This is a genomic window from Paracoccus sp. pheM1, assembly GCF_018499825.1.
Classification (GTDB): Bacteria; Pseudomonadota; Alphaproteobacteria; order Rhodobacterales; family Rhodobacteraceae; genus Paracoccus; species Paracoccus versutus.
Window position 1 is genome coordinate 685,774 of sequence record NZ_JAGXCX010000001.1, and the last position, 15,648, is coordinate 701,421.

General features: G+C 70.5%; 14 protein-coding genes, 1 tRNA gene and 2 pseudogenes. 12 read left to right on the top strand and 5 right to left on the bottom strand.

Features of this window, described 5'->3' with window-relative positions; genetic code table 11:
• Positions 1-7: 7 nt before the first annotated feature.
• From KF941_RS03410 to KF941_RS03430, 5 genes and pseudogenes are all read left to right on the top strand, one after another.
• Positions 8-124: pseudogene (locus tag KF941_RS03410) on the top strand (phage BR0599 family protein); the annotation flags it as partial.
• Entirely contained in the window at positions 121-582 is a 462-nt protein-coding gene (locus KF941_RS03415; RefSeq protein WP_214272549.1) for an NlpC/P60 family protein, read from the top strand. The pseudogene KF941_RS03410 and the gene KF941_RS03415, both read left to right, overlap by 4 nt.
• Before the next feature lie 9 nt (positions 583-591).
• Positions 592-792 (top strand): annotated as a pseudogene (locus KF941_RS03420) (hypothetical protein); the annotation flags it as partial.
• Between the two features lie 580 nt (positions 793-1,372).
• Entirely contained in the window at positions 1,373-1,591 is a 219-nt protein-coding gene (locus KF941_RS03425; protein WP_214272550.1) for a hypothetical protein, read from the top strand.
• 100 nt (positions 1,592-1,691) lie between these two features.
• A complete protein-coding gene (locus KF941_RS03430; RefSeq protein WP_114536776.1) occupies positions 1,692-2,165 on the top strand; it encodes a sigma-70 family RNA polymerase sigma factor in 474 nt (157 codons plus the stop codon).
• A 571-nt stretch (positions 2,166-2,736) separates the two neighbouring features.
• On the opposite strand, the gene KF941_RS03435 is transcribed toward KF941_RS03430, so the two are convergent.
• From KF941_RS03435 to KF941_RS03450, 4 genes are all read right to left on the bottom strand, one after another.
• A tRNA-Ser gene (locus KF941_RS03435) sits at positions 2,737-2,826 on the bottom strand.
• Positions 2,827-2,872: 46 nt separating this feature from the next.
• On the bottom strand, positions 2,873-4,213 hold the full coding sequence (locus KF941_RS03440) for a HAMP domain-containing sensor histidine kinase (RefSeq protein ID WP_036751075.1): 1,341 nt from the start codon (positions 4,211-4,213) through the stop codon (positions 2,873-2,875).
• Positions 4,210-4,872, bottom strand: a complete 663-nt coding sequence (locus tag KF941_RS03445; protein WP_036751072.1) for a response regulator transcription factor — start codon at positions 4,870-4,872, stop codon at positions 4,210-4,212. Before KF941_RS03445 ends, KF941_RS03440 begins: the two co-directional genes overlap by 4 nt.
• The gene (locus KF941_RS03450; RefSeq protein ID WP_240540205.1) at positions 4,869-5,258 is read right to left on the bottom strand and encodes a hypothetical protein; all 390 of its coding nucleotides are present in this window, start codon (positions 5,256-5,258) and stop codon (positions 4,869-4,871) included. Before KF941_RS03450 ends, KF941_RS03445 begins: the two co-directional genes overlap by 4 nt.
• A gap of 138 nt (positions 5,259-5,396) precedes the next feature.
• On the opposite strand from KF941_RS03450, the gene KF941_RS03455 reads away from it, so the two are divergent.
• From KF941_RS03455 to KF941_RS03485, 7 genes are all read left to right on the top strand, one after another.
• A complete protein-coding gene (locus KF941_RS03455) occupies positions 5,397-6,323 on the top strand; it encodes a hypothetical protein (RefSeq protein WP_214272551.1) in 927 nt (308 codons plus the stop codon).
• Between the two features lie 225 nt (positions 6,324-6,548).
• Entirely contained in the window at positions 6,549-8,090 is a 1,542-nt protein-coding gene (locus KF941_RS03460; protein WP_244273996.1) for a glucan biosynthesis protein G, read from the top strand.
• A gap of 5 nt (positions 8,091-8,095) precedes the next feature.
• Positions 8,096-10,261 carry a glucans biosynthesis glucosyltransferase MdoH gene (mdoH, locus tag KF941_RS03465; RefSeq protein ID WP_240540337.1) on the top strand — a complete coding sequence of 722 codons (2,166 nt, stop codon included), beginning with the start codon at positions 8,096-8,098 and terminating at the stop codon, positions 10,259-10,261.
• On the top strand, positions 10,258-11,391 hold the full coding sequence (locus KF941_RS03470) for an OpgC domain-containing protein (protein WP_214272553.1): 1,134 nt from the start codon (positions 10,258-10,260) through the stop codon (positions 11,389-11,391). The genes mdoH and KF941_RS03470 overlap by 4 nt, the downstream gene beginning before the upstream one ends.
• Before the next feature lie 67 nt (positions 11,392-11,458).
• Positions 11,459-13,126, top strand: a complete 1,668-nt coding sequence (locus KF941_RS03475; RefSeq protein WP_214272554.1) for a formate--tetrahydrofolate ligase — start codon at positions 11,459-11,461, stop codon at positions 13,124-13,126.
• Between the two features lie 3 nt (positions 13,127-13,129).
• Positions 13,130-13,735 (top strand): nicotinate-nucleotide adenylyltransferase, encoded by a 606-nt coding sequence (locus KF941_RS03480; protein WP_036751058.1) that lies wholly within the window; start codon positions 13,130-13,132, stop codon positions 13,733-13,735.
• Positions 13,732-15,144 (top strand): D-alanyl-D-alanine carboxypeptidase, encoded by a 1,413-nt coding sequence (locus KF941_RS03485; protein ID WP_214272555.1) that lies wholly within the window; start codon positions 13,732-13,734, stop codon positions 15,142-15,144. The genes KF941_RS03480 and KF941_RS03485 overlap by 4 nt, the downstream gene beginning before the upstream one ends.
• A gap of 49 nt (positions 15,145-15,193) precedes the next feature.
• Here KF941_RS03485 and KF941_RS03490 read toward each other — a convergent pair whose 3' ends face one another.
• Positions 15,194-15,616 carry a tellurite resistance TerB family protein gene (locus tag KF941_RS03490; protein ID WP_036751052.1) on the bottom strand — a complete coding sequence of 141 codons (423 nt, stop codon included), beginning with the start codon at positions 15,614-15,616 and terminating at the stop codon, positions 15,194-15,196.
• Positions 15,617-15,648: the final 32 nt, after the last annotated feature.

The window sequence follows — 15,648 nt, forward strand, 5'->3', positions numbered from 1 at the left end:
GGTGAACTGTGGCGTGAAGTTTGCCAATGTCGCCAACTTCCGGGGCTTCCCGCATATCCCCGGTCAGGATGCTGTTCTCCGCTACGCGACGAAGGATGGCGGGCACGACGGGAGCGTGCTGTGACGAGCCTACCGGAAGAGTGCGCTCCGCGCGGGGCCGAGCCGAACAGGGTGATCGCGGCGGCGCGATCCTGGCTCGGCACGCCCTACCACGATCAGGCCAGCTTGCGCGGCGTCGGCTGCGACTGCCTCGGCCTCGCCCGTGGTGTCTGGCGCGAGATCGTCGGCCCCGAGCCGTTCCCGATCCCGCCCTACAGCCGCGACTGGGGCGAAACCGGCCCGCGCGAGGTGCTGGCGGAGGGCGCGCGGCAGATGATGATCGAAGTGGAACCTGCGGCGGCCGAACCCGGCGCGCTGATCCTCTTCCGGATGAAATCCCGCGCCATCGCCAAGCATGTCGGGATCCTCACTGCGCCCGCCATCTTCCTCCACGCCTACGAGCGGCTCGGCGTGATCGAGGAGCCGCTCACCTCTGTCTGGCGGCGGCGCATTGCCTTCGCCTTCCTGTTCCCGCAACGCTGAGCATCTGCCATGGCCACCCTCGTTCTCGGCGTCGCCGGCGCCGCCATCGGCGGCGCGATCCTCGGCGTCAGCGCCGCGACGATCGGCGGTTTCATCGGCTCCAGCATCGGTTCGGTCGTCGACAGCTGGATCATCTCGTCACTCGCGCCCACCCAGCGTATCGAGGGCGCGCGTCTCGACACGCTGCGCATCACCGCATCGACGGAGGGCCCATGCACCGGTCCTGCCGCCGATGCTGGCGCGCCACCGGCTGGCCGCGCCTACGAGGCTGGGGCCAGAGCGGGGGCCAGGGATGGGGCCGGGCCGGCGGACATCCGCTTCAGCGGCAGCCTTGCGGCCGCGCTGGTCCGGCCCGGACCGCTCGGCGGCCTCGGCGCATTCGCCCAGCAGCGCGCGCAGGGCCCGGTGAGGCTCGCGCGGCCTGGCGAAGCCGTCGTCCTTCGCGTCCCGGCCCGAGTTGGTTTGGCCCCCGCCTGCCGTCTCGGCGTCCTCGGTCGCGTCCTGCGGCTGGTCTGCTTTTCCGGACCCGTTTCTGGATGTCCCGGCCTCCTGCGCCATGTGATCGCCCCCGGCGTGGGGATGTTCCCGCAGGAAACGGCGCGCCGGCCGCTGCCGAACCGGCCGGCCGCGAGGGCACCCCGGAAGGCAAGGCGGCGGCGGGCATCGCCCGAATGTGAGCGGGAATTCGCGCCCCGTTCTGCAACACTGTCGGAATATGCAGCGGGGGAAGGCTCGCCAAGCGGCGGCATTCGATTAAAATAGATCAGTTGCGTGGAACATGGAGATCCTGATGGCCAACGGTGAAAGCGGCCCCATCGTCGATGCCGAACTCGACAAGGCCCTGTCCGAGCTGCTGGCGCAGACGGAGAGGGAACCGATCTCGCCGCGGCTGCGCGAACTGGCGCGGCGGCTCGAGACGGCGCTCGACGAGGCCCGGCATCGCCGCGACGGCAAGGGCGGCGGCAATGGTGGCGGCGGCAATGGCAGCGCGGGCGGGGGCCTGCGCTAGGCCCGGCCGGTTCCTGCCGATCCGGCGATTTCGCACGGAACCATCCTTCCCGGCCCGCATTGACTTTCCGCCGTCACCTCGAGGATTGCGAAGGACCGTCATGTCGGACGACATACTCGGCCATATCCCAGCGCTCCGGGCCTATTCGCGCGCCTTGTGCCGGTCGGTCCCGGATGCCGAGGACCTGGTCCAGGAGACCCTGCTGCGCGCCATCGAGAACGTCCACCGCTACCGGCCGGGCACCAACATGCGGGCCTGGCTGTTCACCATCATGCGCAACCGTTTCTTCACCAATTGCCGGAAATCCGCGCGCGAGCGCACCGGGGCGGCGGATTGCGCCTCGCTGGCGCCGCAGGTCAAGCCGGACCAGGAATGGCACCTGCAGGCCCGCGAGCTGCAGGCGGCGTTGCGCGCGATGCCGGTGCATTACCGCGAGGCGATCGTGCTGGTCGGCGCGCTTGGCGAGAGCTATCTGGACGCCTCGCGCATCCTCGACTGCGATATCGGCACCATCAAGAGTCGCGTGAACCGGGCGCGTTCGATGCTGCGCAGGGTGCTGGAACCCGCGTTCTGAAGGCCGAAGCCGAGCTGCGACGCGCTTGCCGGGCTGGTTCGGGAAGGCGATCGGGGCGGGAAGGCCGGTCCCGCTGGCCGGGGCCAGTGCGGCGTTTCTGGACGCTTGCGCCCCGCGCCCGGCCCTGCACTGGCGGCCATCCTTGCCACCGCCAACACCCCCGCGGCCGGAGGGTCCAGGGGCCGGTTCCAACGGCTCGAAATTGAAGGCATAGGACAGGCATCGAACACGAAGATCGGGTCGCTGGGGATGTCCCCTCGACCAAGGGGGATGAACAGCCCCCGGCCGACGTAGGGTGTAACGCGACAGAAACATGGGTTTAATGCGCTTTGAGCGGCTGGTGTCTGGTGGCGTTTTTTTGACGCAAAAGCGGCGTTTTTTTTTTGACGCGCTACACAGGGATGGCCGGCTTTCTTGTCGCTCCTATCATGCGTGCCAGCCAGCGGTCCCGCCCGGCACCACCTGCATCGCGCCGCGATAGGGCGAGTCCGTTTCGGCCTCGACCGGCGGGCCGGGGGAGCGGTCCCGGTTTCTCAGCATTCTTCGACAAGCCACTGTTTTATTGAGGGAATGGCGGAAGCGGTGGGATTCGAACCCACGGTGGAGTCTCCCCCACGCTGGTTTTCAAGACCAGAGCCTTAAACCACTCGGCCACGCTTCCAGGCCGGGCCGGGATAGGCCGGCGCGCCATGCGAGGCAAGGGGAATCTAGCCGCGCCGCGCTGCCGGCGCGGCAGCCCCCGGCAGCCGCAATCCCGCGCGCAAGCCCCCCAGCGCCGCGCGGTCCAGCGTCAGCGCGCCGCCATGCAGCGCCGCCAGGTCGGCGACGATGGCAAGGCCCAGGCCGGTGCCCGGCGGGCCGGCCTCGTCCAGCCGGGCGCCGCGGGTCAGCGCCAGGGCATGATCCTGATCCGACATGCCGGGGCCGTCGTCCTCGATCAGGATGTGCAGCTGGTCGCCCTGGGTCCGCGCGGTGATGCGGATCGCCGAGGAAGCCCATTTCACCGCGTTCTCGACCAGGTTGCCGATCATCTCCTCGAGATCCTGCCGCTCGCCGGCAAAGGCGGGATCGGCTTCGGCACGGACCTCGACGCGCAGGCCGGTCTCGCGGATCGGGCCGCCCAGCACCAGCAGGATGTCCTGGATCACCGGCGCGACCGGCGTGCGCTGGCCCAGAAGCCGCGGCGCGGCCGAGCTGCGCGCGCGCCGCAGGTGCCAGCCGATCTGGCGGTCCATGCGCGCGATCAGCGCGTGGCCGGGATGGTCTGGGGGCAGCGCATTGTCCAGCGCCGCCAGCGGCGTCTTCAGCGAATGCGCCAGGTTGCCGACATGCTCGCGCGCGCGGGCCAGCACGGCGCGGTTCTGTTCCAGCAGCGCGTTGATCTCGGCCGCGACCGGGCGCAGTTCGGCCACGGCGGGCAGGGGCAGCGCCTCGGCCTGGCCGGCGCGGATGCGGCGCAGGTCGCGGCCGAGCCGGTCGAGGCTGCGCAGCCCCGCCGCGACCTGCAGCAGGCTGGCCGCTGCCAGGGCCAGGCCCAGCACGGCCAGCGAGATGGCCAGCGGCCGGCGCAGCCGCGCCATGGCGGCGTCGATCTCGGCCCGCGGCGCGGTCACGGTGACGGCCAGGGCCGAGGCGGAACCGGGCAGGGTGAAGACATGGCGCGCGACCCGCAGCGGTTCGTTCGCCGGGCCAAGGCCGGGGCCGCCCTGGAAATCCGCCTCGGGCGGGTTCAGCACGTTGTCGAAGAGCGAGGGCGATTTCGCCATCACCTGGCCGTCCTGCGTCAATTGCCAGAACCAGCCCGACAGCGGCATCTGGAAACGCGGATCGGTCGGGGCGGGACCGGCAACCAGCCGGCCCTCGGCGTCGATCCCGGCGCCGGCGATCAGGGCGTCGGCCACCGCCCCGGTCTCGGCGTCGAAGCGGCCGGTGATGAAATCCTCGAGGATGGCGGCGATGGCGAGGTAGCCTGCGACCAGCGCCACCCCGGTCAGCAGCGCCGCCAGCCCGATCAGCCGGGCGCGGATCGAATCGCGCGGCAGGATCAAGCGGCGGTCCTCAGCACATAGCCCTCGCCGCGCCGGGTCTCGATCAGGCCCTCGCCGACCTTCTTGCGCAGCCGGCCGATCACCACCTCGATGGACTTGAAGTCGCGGTCGGCGGCGGAATCATAGAGGTGATCGGACAGTTCGCTGCGGCTGACCACGCGGTTCTGGTGATGGATCAGATAGGCGAGGATGCGGGTTTCGAACGCCGTCAGCTTCAGCGCCAGCCCGTTGCGGGTGATGACGCCCAGCTGGGTGTCGAGCCGCAATGGCCCGGCCTTGATCACCGCCTGGGCATGGCCGGCGGCGCGGCGCACCAGGGTCTGGGCGCGGATCACCACCTCTTCCAGGCGGAAGGGCTTGACGGCATAGTCGTCGGCCCCGGCGCGAAAGCCGGCCACCTTGTCGGTCCAGTCGCCGCGCGCGGTCAGGATCAGCACCGGCATGGTCGCGCCGCCCTCGCGCCAGCGGGTCAGCACCTCGATCCCCGGCATGCCGGGCAGGCCCAGGTCCAGGATCGCGAGGTCGTAGGTCTCGGTCGAGCCCAGGAATTCGCCCTGGGTGCCGTCGGCGGCGATGTCGCAGGTGAAGCCGCCGTCGCGCAGGGCGGCTGCCAGCTGCGCGGACAGGGTCGGGTCGTCCTCGACGATCAGGCATTTCATGGCTTCGGCCCCTTTCGGCGGGCATCGGTCAGGCCCGCGCCCGCGACCTCCAGGAAATCGCCGCTATGCGCGTCCAGCCGGATCAGCAGCACGTCGCGCCTGGGCGTCAGCAGGCGCAGCTCATGCACCAGGATCACGCCCTGCGCCCGCTCGTCGGGGGTGGGCGGCACGATGCGCGCCGCGATCAGCCGGCCGCGGAACCGTTCCGCCACGATCTCGGCAGCGCGGTTGAGCGGCAGGATGCGGGAATCGTGGCGCTGGAGGCTTTCGAACTCGGGCGCCCAATCCTCGGGCCAGGGCGGGCCGCGGTCGTGGCCGCGATCCTCGGCCAGCGCGTTCAGCCCCAGCGCCAGCGCGACGGGAAGCGACAGGGATATGATGCGCATGCGGTTCATCGGCCCTATGTAATGGGCGAAATCCAAATGAAAGCCAAACGGGTCGTTGGTCTTTGGTTGGCGCGACGGGGGCTATCACCCGATTCGTCCGGGGCCGCTGAGGATGCCCCGATAAGGAAGGAACCAGAGATGAGCAGAAAACTCTCGACCTCGATCGCGCTTTCGGCCCTGCTGGCGGCGTTCTCGGCCCCCGTGCTGGCGCAAGAGACGCCCGCCGCGCCCCCGCCCGCGGCCGAGGCCCAGGCCCAGTCCCAGGCGCCGGTCGCGCTGCCGCAGGTATTGCAGGATGCCGGGCTGACCGACGTGACCAGCAAGCTCGGCCCGCGTGGCGCCACCCGGCTGGAGGGCAAGCTGCCCGACGGCACGCAGATCGACGCCATGCTGGACGACAAGGGCCAGCTGCGCGGGCTGCGCGCCAAGGGCGACGGCGTGTTGCCGCAGGCGCTGGTCGACCAGCTGGTGCCGCAGCCCGTGCGCGACAGCGCGGTCTTCGGCGAGCTGGGCGGGCTGAAGGCGGTGTTTTCCGGCGAGCGCGGCGTGATGCTGGCCGGGCAGGGCGACGGCAAGCAGGGCGTGCGCGCCGCCTTTACCCAGGACGGCACGCTGATGCGCTTTGGCCGCGGCGATGCCGAGCGCGGCGGCGATCGTGGCAAGGGCTGGCAGGGCAAGCACGACCACGACCGCCGGGACATGCGTCGCGGCCATCACCGCGGCGACGGCCCGCGGGGCTGGGACCATGGGCCGCGCGGGGATCGCGGGGGCGAGCGCGGCTGGGACCGCGGGCCGGGCCGCGACATGCCGCCGCCGGCCCCCGCCGGAGAGGCACCGGCCCCTGCCGGCGAGGCGCCCGCGCCGCAGCGCCAGGGCGCGCTGTCGCCGGACCAGCTTTACCGGGGCGAGGTGCGCATGGCGCTGACCTCGGCCGGCTACAGCCGCATCGGCGAGATCATGCAGGACGGGACGCGCGTCCTGGCGCAGGCGGTGAACCCCGAGGGCGAGCCGGTCGCGGTCGAGCTGAGCCCCAAGGGGCAGGTCACGCGGGAAATCAACCGCTGAGGCAGGCGGCAGGCACATCGGGCCGCGCGGGCTTTCGGGCCGGCGCGGCCCTTTGGCGCGCCAATTCCGATCAACCTCTCGGCAAGACCCTGCCTTTCGGCGCGAAAAGGCTTGCCTGATGCGCGCGGCAATGCGAAATCCCCCCGGAATTTCCGGGCTTTCCTGCCCGAAACATGGGGTCGGTCGATGCGTCGTCGTGAATTTGTCCTTTCTGCCGGTGCGGCTGTGTCGGCCGTCAGCGCGCTGTCAGCCTCGCTGGGGGCGGCCCTGGCGCAGGAAAGCCCCGAGGCCCAGCCGGAAGCCGCCGCCGAACCGGCCGAGGAGGCCGCGCCCAGGCCCTTCGGCTTCGAGGATGTCGCCGCGATGGCCAGGGATCTGGCCGCCAATCCTTATGAATACCGCGATGCCGAGCTGGTCGGCAGCTTCGGCAACCTGACCTATGACCAGTATCGCGGCATCCGGTTCCGCCGCGACCGCGACCCCTGGGCCGGCAGCCGCGATTTCGCGCTGGACCTGCTGCCGCCGGGCGCGATCTTCCACGAGCCGGTGGACATCGCCCTGGTCGACGAGGGGGTGGTGATTCCGGTCCGGTTCGATCCGCACATGTTCGACTTCGACCCGGTGCAATTCCCCGACGGCGTCGATTACGAGACGCTGGGCAACATGGGCTGGTCGGGGTTCCGCCTGCGCGCGCCGCTGAACCGTCCCGACGTGATGGACGAGATCGCGGTCTTCCAGGGCGCCAGCTATTTCCGCGCCGTGGCGCGCGGCACGCTTTACGGCCTCTCGGCGCGCGGCCTGGCCATCGGCACCGGCAGCGCCGAGGGCGAGGAGTTCCCGCTGTTCCGCGGCTTCTGGATCCACAAGCCCGGATCGCAGGACCGTTCCGTGCTGGTCCATGCGCTGCTCGACAGCCGCTCCGTCTCGGGCGCGTTCGAGTTCCGCATCACGCCGGGCGCCGAGACGGTCTTCGACACCCGCGTCTCGCTGTTTCCGCGCCAGGACATGCGCAACGCAGGCATCGCGCCCCTGACCTCGATGTATTGGTTCGGGCCGACCGACCGCTCGCGCGTGGACGACTATCGCCCCGCGGTGCATGACAGCGACGGGTTGCAGATGCTGACCGGCAGCGAACAGCGGCTGTGGCGGGTGCTGTCGGGGCACAGCACCTTGCAGGTCTCGGCCTTCATGGACAACGATCCGCTGGGATTCGGCCTGGCGCAGCGCGCGCGCGACTTCGAATCCTACAAGGATGCCGAGGCGCGCTATGAAAAGCGCCCCTCGGCCTGGATCGCGCCGCAGGACGAATGGGGCAAGGGCACGGTCACGCTGATCGAGATCCCGGTCGAGAACGAGTTCAACGACAATATCGTCTCGTTCTGGCAGCCGGCCGACACATTGGCCAAGGGCAATCGCTACGACTTCAACTATATTCTGACATTTGCCGCCGAAGTTCCTGACAGCGCGCCGATTTCCCGCGTGCTCGAGACCATGTCGGGCCAGGCGATCAACAATCCCAACGGCCGCACCTATATCGTGGACTTCGACCTGGGGCTGTTCGGCTCGGACGATCCGGTGCCGCAGCTGCGCGCCTCGGCCGGGCGGATCGGGCACAGCTACCTGCTGCGCCTGCCCGAGCAGGGCCGGATGCGGCTGGCCTTCGAATACCTGCCCGAAGGCGCCAAGCTGGCCGATCTCTCGGCGGTGCTGAACGGTCCGAACGGTCCGCTCAGCGAGACCTGGATCGCCCGCTGGACGCGCGAGTGACCGACATGGGCGCGACCCACAGCCAGCCGGGCGGGCATCCGGCCAGCCAGAACCGTCCCCTGCCTCTGTCCGCGGAAGAGGGCTGGGAGGCGCTGGACCTGCCGCAATCCGAAGGCCCGGCGACGCCGCCCGAAGCGCCGCTGGACATGCCCGAGCAGGATTTCCGTGCCCGCCCGCCCCTGGGGCCGGACAGCCGCTGGCCGGGCCTGGGCACGATCGCGGCGCGGCTGACCGCCTTTGGCGGCGCGGCGGCGATCGCCTGGCTGGGCTGGCGGCAGATGATGCTGACCTTCGGCACGAACATGACCTGGCTGCAATCGGTGCTGCTGGTGCTGTTCGCGCTGACCTTCACCTGGGTCGGGTTTTCCTTTACCTCGATGGTCTCGGGGATCTTCGCGCGGCGGCTGCGCAACCCGGAGGGGCCGAACCAGGCGCGCCTTGCCGTGGTCATGCCGGTCTATCACGAGAACGCGGCGGCGACGGCTGGCCTTCTGGCGGCGCTGGCGCGCGACCTCTACCGCGAGGGCCTGGGCGAGCGGGCCGAGATCTTCGTGCTGTCGGACAGCTACGAGCCGCAGGCCGTATTCGAGGAGATGGCGGCGATCAGCCGGCTGCGCGACATCTCGCCGGTGCCGGTCTGGTATCGGCGCCGCAGCTTCAACAAGGGGCGCAAGGCGGGCAATGTCGGCGATTTCGTGCGCCGCTGGGGCGGGCGCTATGACCAGATGGTGGTGCTGGACGCCGACAGCGTGGTCGGTGCGGCGACGATCAAGGCGCTGTCGGCGCGGATGAACGCCGATCCGGCCGTCGGGCTGATCCAGACCATGCCGATGCTGGTCGGCGGCCAGACCATCTTCGCCCGGCTGACGCAATTTGCCGGCCGCATCTATGGCCCGGCCGTCGCCCGCGGCGTCGCCGCCTGGTCGGGAGACAGCGGCAATTTCTGGGGTCACAACGCCGTCATCCGCGTCGGCGCCTTCGCGCAATGCTGCGGGTTGCCGGAACTGCCGGGCAGGCCGCCCTTTGGCGGCACCATCCTGAGCCACGATTTCGTCGAGGCCGCGCTTCTGCGCCGCGCCGGCTGGAAGGTGCGGCTGGACCACGACCTGCGCCAGAGCTTCGAGGGCTGCCCGCCCACGCTGCTGGACATGGCCGTGCGCGAGCGCCGCTGGGCGCAGGGCAACCTGCAGCATGCGCGGCTGATATTTTCGCGCGGCTTCGCCTGGATCAGCCGGGCGCATTTCGTCATCGGCATCCTGGGCTTCCTGATGTCGCCGATCTGGCTGATGCTGATCCTGGTCGGGCTGGCGCTGTCGGCCAATGTGCTGCTGTCGCGGCCGGATTATTTCCCGCAGACCTACCAGCTGTTCCCGACCTGGCCGACCTTCGACCCGGTGCGGATGCTGTGGCTGTTCATCGCCGCCATGTCCTTCCTGCTGGTGCCCAAGTTCATCGCCATCTTCCGCGCCTGGCTGCGGCCGCTGGCCAAGGATTCGGGCGGCAACGTGCGGCTTCTGGCCTCGGCCATGTTCGAGATCGTGCTTTCCGCGCTGATCGCGCCGGTGCAGATGCTGATCCAGACCCGGCAGATCATCGAGATCCTGCGCGGCCGCGATTCCGGCTGGGAGGCGCAGGTCCGCGCCGGCCAGATGCCGCCCTGGCACGTCGTGCTGCGCCGCCATGCGCTGCATGTCGTCCTGGGGGTCGCGACGCTGGTGGTGCTGGCCTTCCTGTCGCCCTGGCAGCTGGTCTGGCTGTCGCCGATCCTGGCCGGGCTGATCCTGTCGCCCCTGACCTCGCGCTGGTCGGCCAGCCCGGTCTTTGGCCGCTGGGCGCGCCGCCAGGGCCTGCTGGTCACCCCCGAGGAGCGCCAGCCCCCCGAGGTGCTGACCGCCGCCAACGTCCTGGACTTCCGCATTGCCGGCGGCCTGCCGCGCGGGGGGCTGGAGGCGCTGGGGCGCGATGCGGCGTTGCGCGCGCGCATCCTGGCGCTGCTGCCCGCCGCGCCGCGCGGCCCGGTCGAAGAGCGGCTCGACGCCATCTCGGCCGAAGCCAAGATCGGCCATGCCGCCTCGCAGGCGCAGGCGCTGCGCTTCCTGGGCCCGGCCGAGCAACTGGCGCTGATCGAGAACCGCGCGCTGATCGAAGCCTTCGCGAAGTTGCCGCAATGAAACGCATCGCCGCTTTGGACATGCTGCGCGGCTATGCGCTGGTCTGCATCATGCTGGACCACATGCCGATCGGGGTGCTGCGCAACCTGACGCTGACCAATTTCGCCGTCTTCGACGCGGCCGAGCTGTTCGTGCTGCTGTCGGGCTTCCTGGTCGGCATGGTCTGGGTCAAGGTCGAGGCGCGCGAGGGCCGGCGCGCCGCGCAGATCCGCTTCCTGCGCCGCGCGGCGCAGGTCTGGCTGGCGCTGATCGCCGGCGCGATCCTGCTGGCGCTGTTCTCGGCGCTGCTGTTCCAACTGCACATGAACCATACCGCGGTCTGGTTCCAATATGCGCGCTGGATCATCGAACATCCCATCGGCTATGTCGCCACCGTGGCGCTGATGTGGATGCAGCCGAACCTGCTGGACGTGCTGGCGCTTTACGTGCTGCTGATCGCCACCGTGCCGGTGACGGTGCCCTTCCTGTTGCGCTGGCCCTGGCTAGCCATGGCGGTTTCGGTGCTGGTCTGGGTCTTTGCCCAGCCGCTGAACGCGCTGATCCCCAACCAGCGGCCGGGGCCGGGGCTGCTGTTCAACCCCTTCGGCTGGCAGCTCCTGTTCTTTGCCGGCGTCGCCATGGGTGCCTTCCGCGAGCGGGTCATGCCGGTCCTGCGGCGCTATTCGGCGCTGCTGACCTGGATCTCGGTGGGGGTGCTGCTCTTCGGGCTGACCATCGTGATCGCCTGGAAGATCGGCGCACCCGCCAAGCCCGTCAGCCAGTTCCTGCGCCAGATCACCGGCGGAATCGACAAATGGTCGTTGGATTTCATGCGCTTCACCGCCATTCTTGCGGCAAGCTGGATGGTGGCGGTGCCCCTGGCGCGGCCCTTTGCCTGGATGGCCGCCACCGTGCCGGGCGAGGCGCTGGCCGAGATCGGCCGCGGCGGGCTGCTTTCCTTCATCGTCTGCGTGATGCTGTCGATCTGGGGCGATGCGCTGGACATGACCGTGCCGCCCGGCGCGGCGAATATCTGGACCCGGCTGGCCATCGACATCTGGCTGGTGGTGACCTTCTGGGCCATCTCGGCGGCCTGGATGCGGCGGGAAACCTGGCTGCCGCCGTTGCGGACACGCCTCGGGCTGGGCTAGGGCGTGCGGGGGCTTGCCTTGGCGGGCCCCAGCCGCTCAACTGTCGGCCGCAGACCGAGGAGGGATCATGAAATCGGACATCCAGATCGCCCGCGAGGCGCAAAAGCTGCCCATCGCGCAGATCGCCGGCCGCCTGGGCCTGGCCGAGGCCGATTTCCTGCCCTATGGCCGCGACAAGGCCAAGATCGCGCATGAGGCCATCGCCGGGCTGGCCGGGCGGCCGCAGGGCCGGCTGATCCTGGTCACTGCGATCAACCCGACCCCGGCGGGCGAAGGCAAGACCACGACCACCGTGGGCCTGGGCGACGCGCTGAACCGCATCGGCAAGCGCGCGACGGTCTGCATCCGCGAAGCCTCGCTGGGGCCGAATTTCGGCATGAAGGGCGGGGCGGCGGGCGGCGGTCATGCGCAGATCGTGCCGATGGAAGACATGAACCTGCATTTCACCGGCGATTTCCATGCCGTGACCAGCGCGCACAACCTGCTGGCGGCGATGATCGACAACCATATCCACTGGGGCAACGCGCTGCGCATCGACCCGCGCCGGGTGACATGGCGCCGGGTCATGGACATGAACGACCGGGTGCTGCGGCAGGTGGTGGTGGCACTTGGCGGGCCGGCCAACGGCGTGCCGCGCGAATGCGGCTTCGACATCACCGTCGCCTCCGAGGTGATGGCGATCCTGTGCCTGGCCTCGGACCTGGCCGATTTGCAGGCGCGGCTGGGCCGCATCGTCATCGGCCAGACCTTCGACCGCCGGCCGGTGACTGCGCATGACCTGGGTGCCGAGGGCGCGATGACGGTGCTGCTGCGCGATGCCTTGCAGCCGAACCTGGTGCAGACGCTGGAGAACAACCCGGCGCTGGTCCATGGCGGGCCCTTCGCCAATATCGCGCATGGCTGCAACTCGGTCATGGCGACGCGCACGGCGCTGGCGCTGTCGGACTATGTCGTGACCGAGGCGGGCTTCGGCGCCGACCTGGGGGCCGAGAAGTTCCTGAACATCAAATGCCGGCTGGCCGGGCTGCAACCCGACGCGGCGGTGCTGGTGGCGACGGTGCGGGCGCTCAAGATGAACGGCGGCGTGGCCCGCGCCGACCTGGGGGCCGAGAATGTCGCGGCGCTGCGGGCCGGCTGCGCGAACCTGGGCCGGCATATCGAGAACCTGCGCCGCTTCGGCCTGCCGGTGGTGGTGGCGATCAACCATTTCGCCGGCGATACCGAGGCCGAGATCGCGGCGCTTGCCGATCATTGCCGCGGGCATGGCGTTCAGGCCGTGCTGTGCCGGCACTGGGCCGAGGGCGGCAGGGGGGCCGAGGATCTGGCCCGCGCCGTGGTCGCGCTGGCCGAGGGCGGGGCGGATTTCGCGCCGCTCTATCCCGACGAGATGCCCCTGGCCGAGAAGATCGAGACCATCTGCCGCCAGGTCTATCGCGCCGGCCAGATCGAGTTCCTGCCGCATATCCTCGAGCGGCTCGAGGAATGGGAGCGGGCCGGGCACGGCCATCTGCCGGTCTGCATGGCCAAGACGCAATATTCCTTTTCCGCCAACCCTTCGGCGCTTGGCGCGCCCGAGGGCTTTACCATCCCGGTGCGCGAGGTGCGGCTGTCGGCCGGCGCCGGCTTCGTGGTGGCGATCTGCGGCGACATCATGACCATGCCCGGCCTGCCGCGCGACCCCGCGGCGCTGCGCGTGGGGCTGGACGGCGACGGCCATGTGCAGGGCCTGTTCTAGCCGATGCGCGCCGGCTTTCCCATCGCGCGGCCGGGCATGGCCGTGGGCCTTCTGGGCGGTTCCTTCGATCCCGCGCATGAAGGCCATGTCCATATCACGCAGGAGGCGCTGCGTCGCTTCGGCCTCGACCGGATCTGGTGGCTGGTCAGCCCCGGCAATCCGCTGAAGCCGCACGGGCCGGCGCCGCTGGCGCAGCGCATCGACCGCGCGCGGCACCTCATGCGCGACCCCAGGGTCGAGATCACCGGCATCGAGGCCCGGCTCGGCACCCGCATGACCCGCGACACCATCGCCGCGCTGCAGCGGCTTTACCCCGGCGTGCGCTTCGTCTGGCTGATGGGGGCGGACAACCTGGTCCAGTTCGACCGCTGGGATCGTTGGCGCGACATCGCGGCGCGGGTGCCGATCGGCGTGATCGCCCGGCCGGGCTGGCGGATGCCGGCGCGATTCTCGCGCGCGGCGCGGCTGCTGTGGCGCGCGCGCCTGCCCGAGTCGCGGGCGCGTGAACTCGCCCGGTCTGGGCCGCCGGCCTGGGTGATGATAAACCTGCCGCTGAACAAGCTGAGTTCCAGCGCCATCCGCGCGCTGGGGCCGAAAGGACGCGCATGAACGGATGGACGCGGCGTGGCTTCGTGGCGGGGCTGGGGCTGCTGGCGCTGGCCCCCCGCATGGCGCCGGCCCAGCAAAGGCCGGCCGCGCGCCCCGCGGGCTTCGACGCCGAGGCGCTGATCGCTGCGGCCGGGCTTGGCGGGGCGGTGGCCTTTGCGGTGATCGACCCGGCCTCGGGCCGGATGCTCGCCCAGCGCCAGGCCGACCGGCCCATGGCCCCGGCCAGCACGCTCAAGGCGGTGACGGCGCTTTACGCGCTGGACCGGCTGGGCGAGGGGCATTGCTTCACGACCAGGGTCATCCGCGCCGGCAACACGCTGATCCTGGCGGGCGGCGGCGATCCGCTGCTGGACACCGATGCGCTGGACGAACTGGCCGCGGCCGCGGTCGCCGACGAAAAGGCCGCCGGCCGCCCGGCGCCCACCGCCTTTGCCGTCTGGGGCGGGGCGCTGCCGCGCATCGGCCGGCTGGACCCGGCGCAGGACGAGCATCTGCCCTACAACCCCTCGATCTCGGGGATGATCCTGAACTTCAACCGGGTGCATCTGGACTGGCGGCAGGGCGAGGCGGGCTATCGGCTGTCCTTGCAGGCGCGGGGCCGCAAGCTGTCGCCCAGGGCCTATACCGCCGCGATCGCGGCGGTGGACCGGGGGCTGCCGCTCTTTACCTACGAGGCGGGCAAGCTGGAAAGCTGGACCATCGCCCGGCGCGGCCTGGGCAAGTCCGGCAGCCGCTGGCTGCCCGTCCGCCGCCCCGAGCTTTATGCGGGCGACGTGTTCCAGACGCTGTGCCGCGCCCGCGGCCTGGCGCTGCCCGATCCCGAGGTGATCGAGATCCTGCCCGAAGGGGCCGGGATCGCCCGCCACGACAGCCCGCCCCTGCGCGAGATCGTCCAGGGCATGCTGGAATATTCGACCAACCTGACCGCCGAGGCGATCGGGCTGGCCGCCAGCCGTGCGGGCGACGTGGCGGCCTCGGCCGCGGCGATGGCGGACTGGCTGCGCGGGCAGGGGGTCGGCGGCGATTTCGTCTTCCACGACCATTCCGGCCTCTCGCCCGCGAACCGTGCCGATGCGCGCATGCTGGCCGGGCTGATGGCCGGGCCGGGACGGGCGCGCGGCCTGCGCGGGTTGCTGAAGCCGATCCCGCTGAAGGACGCGGGCGGCAAGCGCAAGGACAGCGACATCGCCATCGAGGCCAAGACCGGGACGCTGAACTTCGTCTCGAACCTTGCCGGCTACGCCCAGGGCCCCGGCGGGCGCGAGCTGGCCTTTGCCATCCTGACCGGCGACGAGCCGCGCCGCGCCGCCAGCCAGGGCCAGGAACTGCCCGAGGGCGTCATCGGCTGGACCAGGCGCTCCAAACGCCTTCAGCAGGCGCTGGTCGAGGGCTGGGTCGCCAGCCTCTGACTTCTTCGTTGTCCAAATACCCATGCGGCCGCGAAACCGCCGGGGCGCTTCAAAGCACGCGATGGCGGGCGCGGGCGGCGAGCTCGATGGCGGCGGCGTGCAGGCGGTCGATCTCCAGCTGGTCGCGGATCTCGGCCAGCATCTCGGCCTCGATCTCGCCCAGGCGGCCGTCCGAGGCGGCGACGTCGCAGGCCAGGACATAGGCGGTGTCGAACATCTTTTCCGGCAGCGCCTCGCGCACCAGGCCGAAAAGCGCGTCCAGCCCGTCCTCTTCCTCGAAGAGCGTCACCACCGTCTGCGACACGGCACGGACGCGGTCGATGTCATAGGCGGCAAAGACCGGCGTGTGGTTCACCGCCCGCTCGATGGCGACCAGCTCGGCGGTGCGCGGGTTCTGGTCCGAGGCCGAGACCGCCACCATGACCGCGACCAGCGCGTCGCAGGGCGAGAACGAGGGCAGGCTGTCGGGCATAGCATTTCTCCTTGCGTTTCCGGGGGTAATTA

Coding starts and splice junctions, on each gene's coding strand:
- KF941_RS03425 (WP_214272550.1), top strand. CDS start 1,373: ATGGCCAACGGTGAAAGCGGCCCCATCGTCGATGCCGAACTCGACAAG.
- KF941_RS03430 (WP_114536776.1), top strand. CDS start 1,692: ATGTCGGACGACATACTCGGCCATATCCCAGCGCTCCGGGCCTATTCG.
- KF941_RS03445 (WP_036751072.1), bottom strand. CDS start 4,872: ATGAAATGCCTGATCGTCGAGGACGACCCGACCCTGTCCGCGCAGCTG.
- KF941_RS03450 (WP_240540205.1), bottom strand. CDS start 5,258: ATGCGCATCATATCCCTGTCGCTTCCCGTCGCGCTGGCGCTGGGGCTG.
- KF941_RS03455 (WP_214272551.1), top strand. CDS start 5,397: ATGAGCAGAAAACTCTCGACCTCGATCGCGCTTTCGGCCCTGCTGGCG.
- mdoH (WP_240540337.1), top strand. CDS start 8,096: ATGGGCGCGACCCACAGCCAGCCGGGCGGGCATCCGGCCAGCCAGAAC.
- KF941_RS03470 (WP_214272553.1), top strand. CDS start 10,258: ATGAAACGCATCGCCGCTTTGGACATGCTGCGCGGCTATGCGCTGGTC.
- KF941_RS03475 (WP_214272554.1), top strand. CDS start 11,459: ATGAAATCGGACATCCAGATCGCCCGCGAGGCGCAAAAGCTGCCCATC.
- KF941_RS03480 (WP_036751058.1), top strand. CDS start 13,130: ATGCGCGCCGGCTTTCCCATCGCGCGGCCGGGCATGGCCGTGGGCCTT.
- KF941_RS03485 (WP_214272555.1), top strand. CDS start 13,732: ATGAACGGATGGACGCGGCGTGGCTTCGTGGCGGGGCTGGGGCTGCTG.
- KF941_RS03490 (WP_036751052.1), bottom strand. CDS start 15,616: ATGCCCGACAGCCTGCCCTCGTTCTCGCCCTGCGACGCGCTGGTCGCG.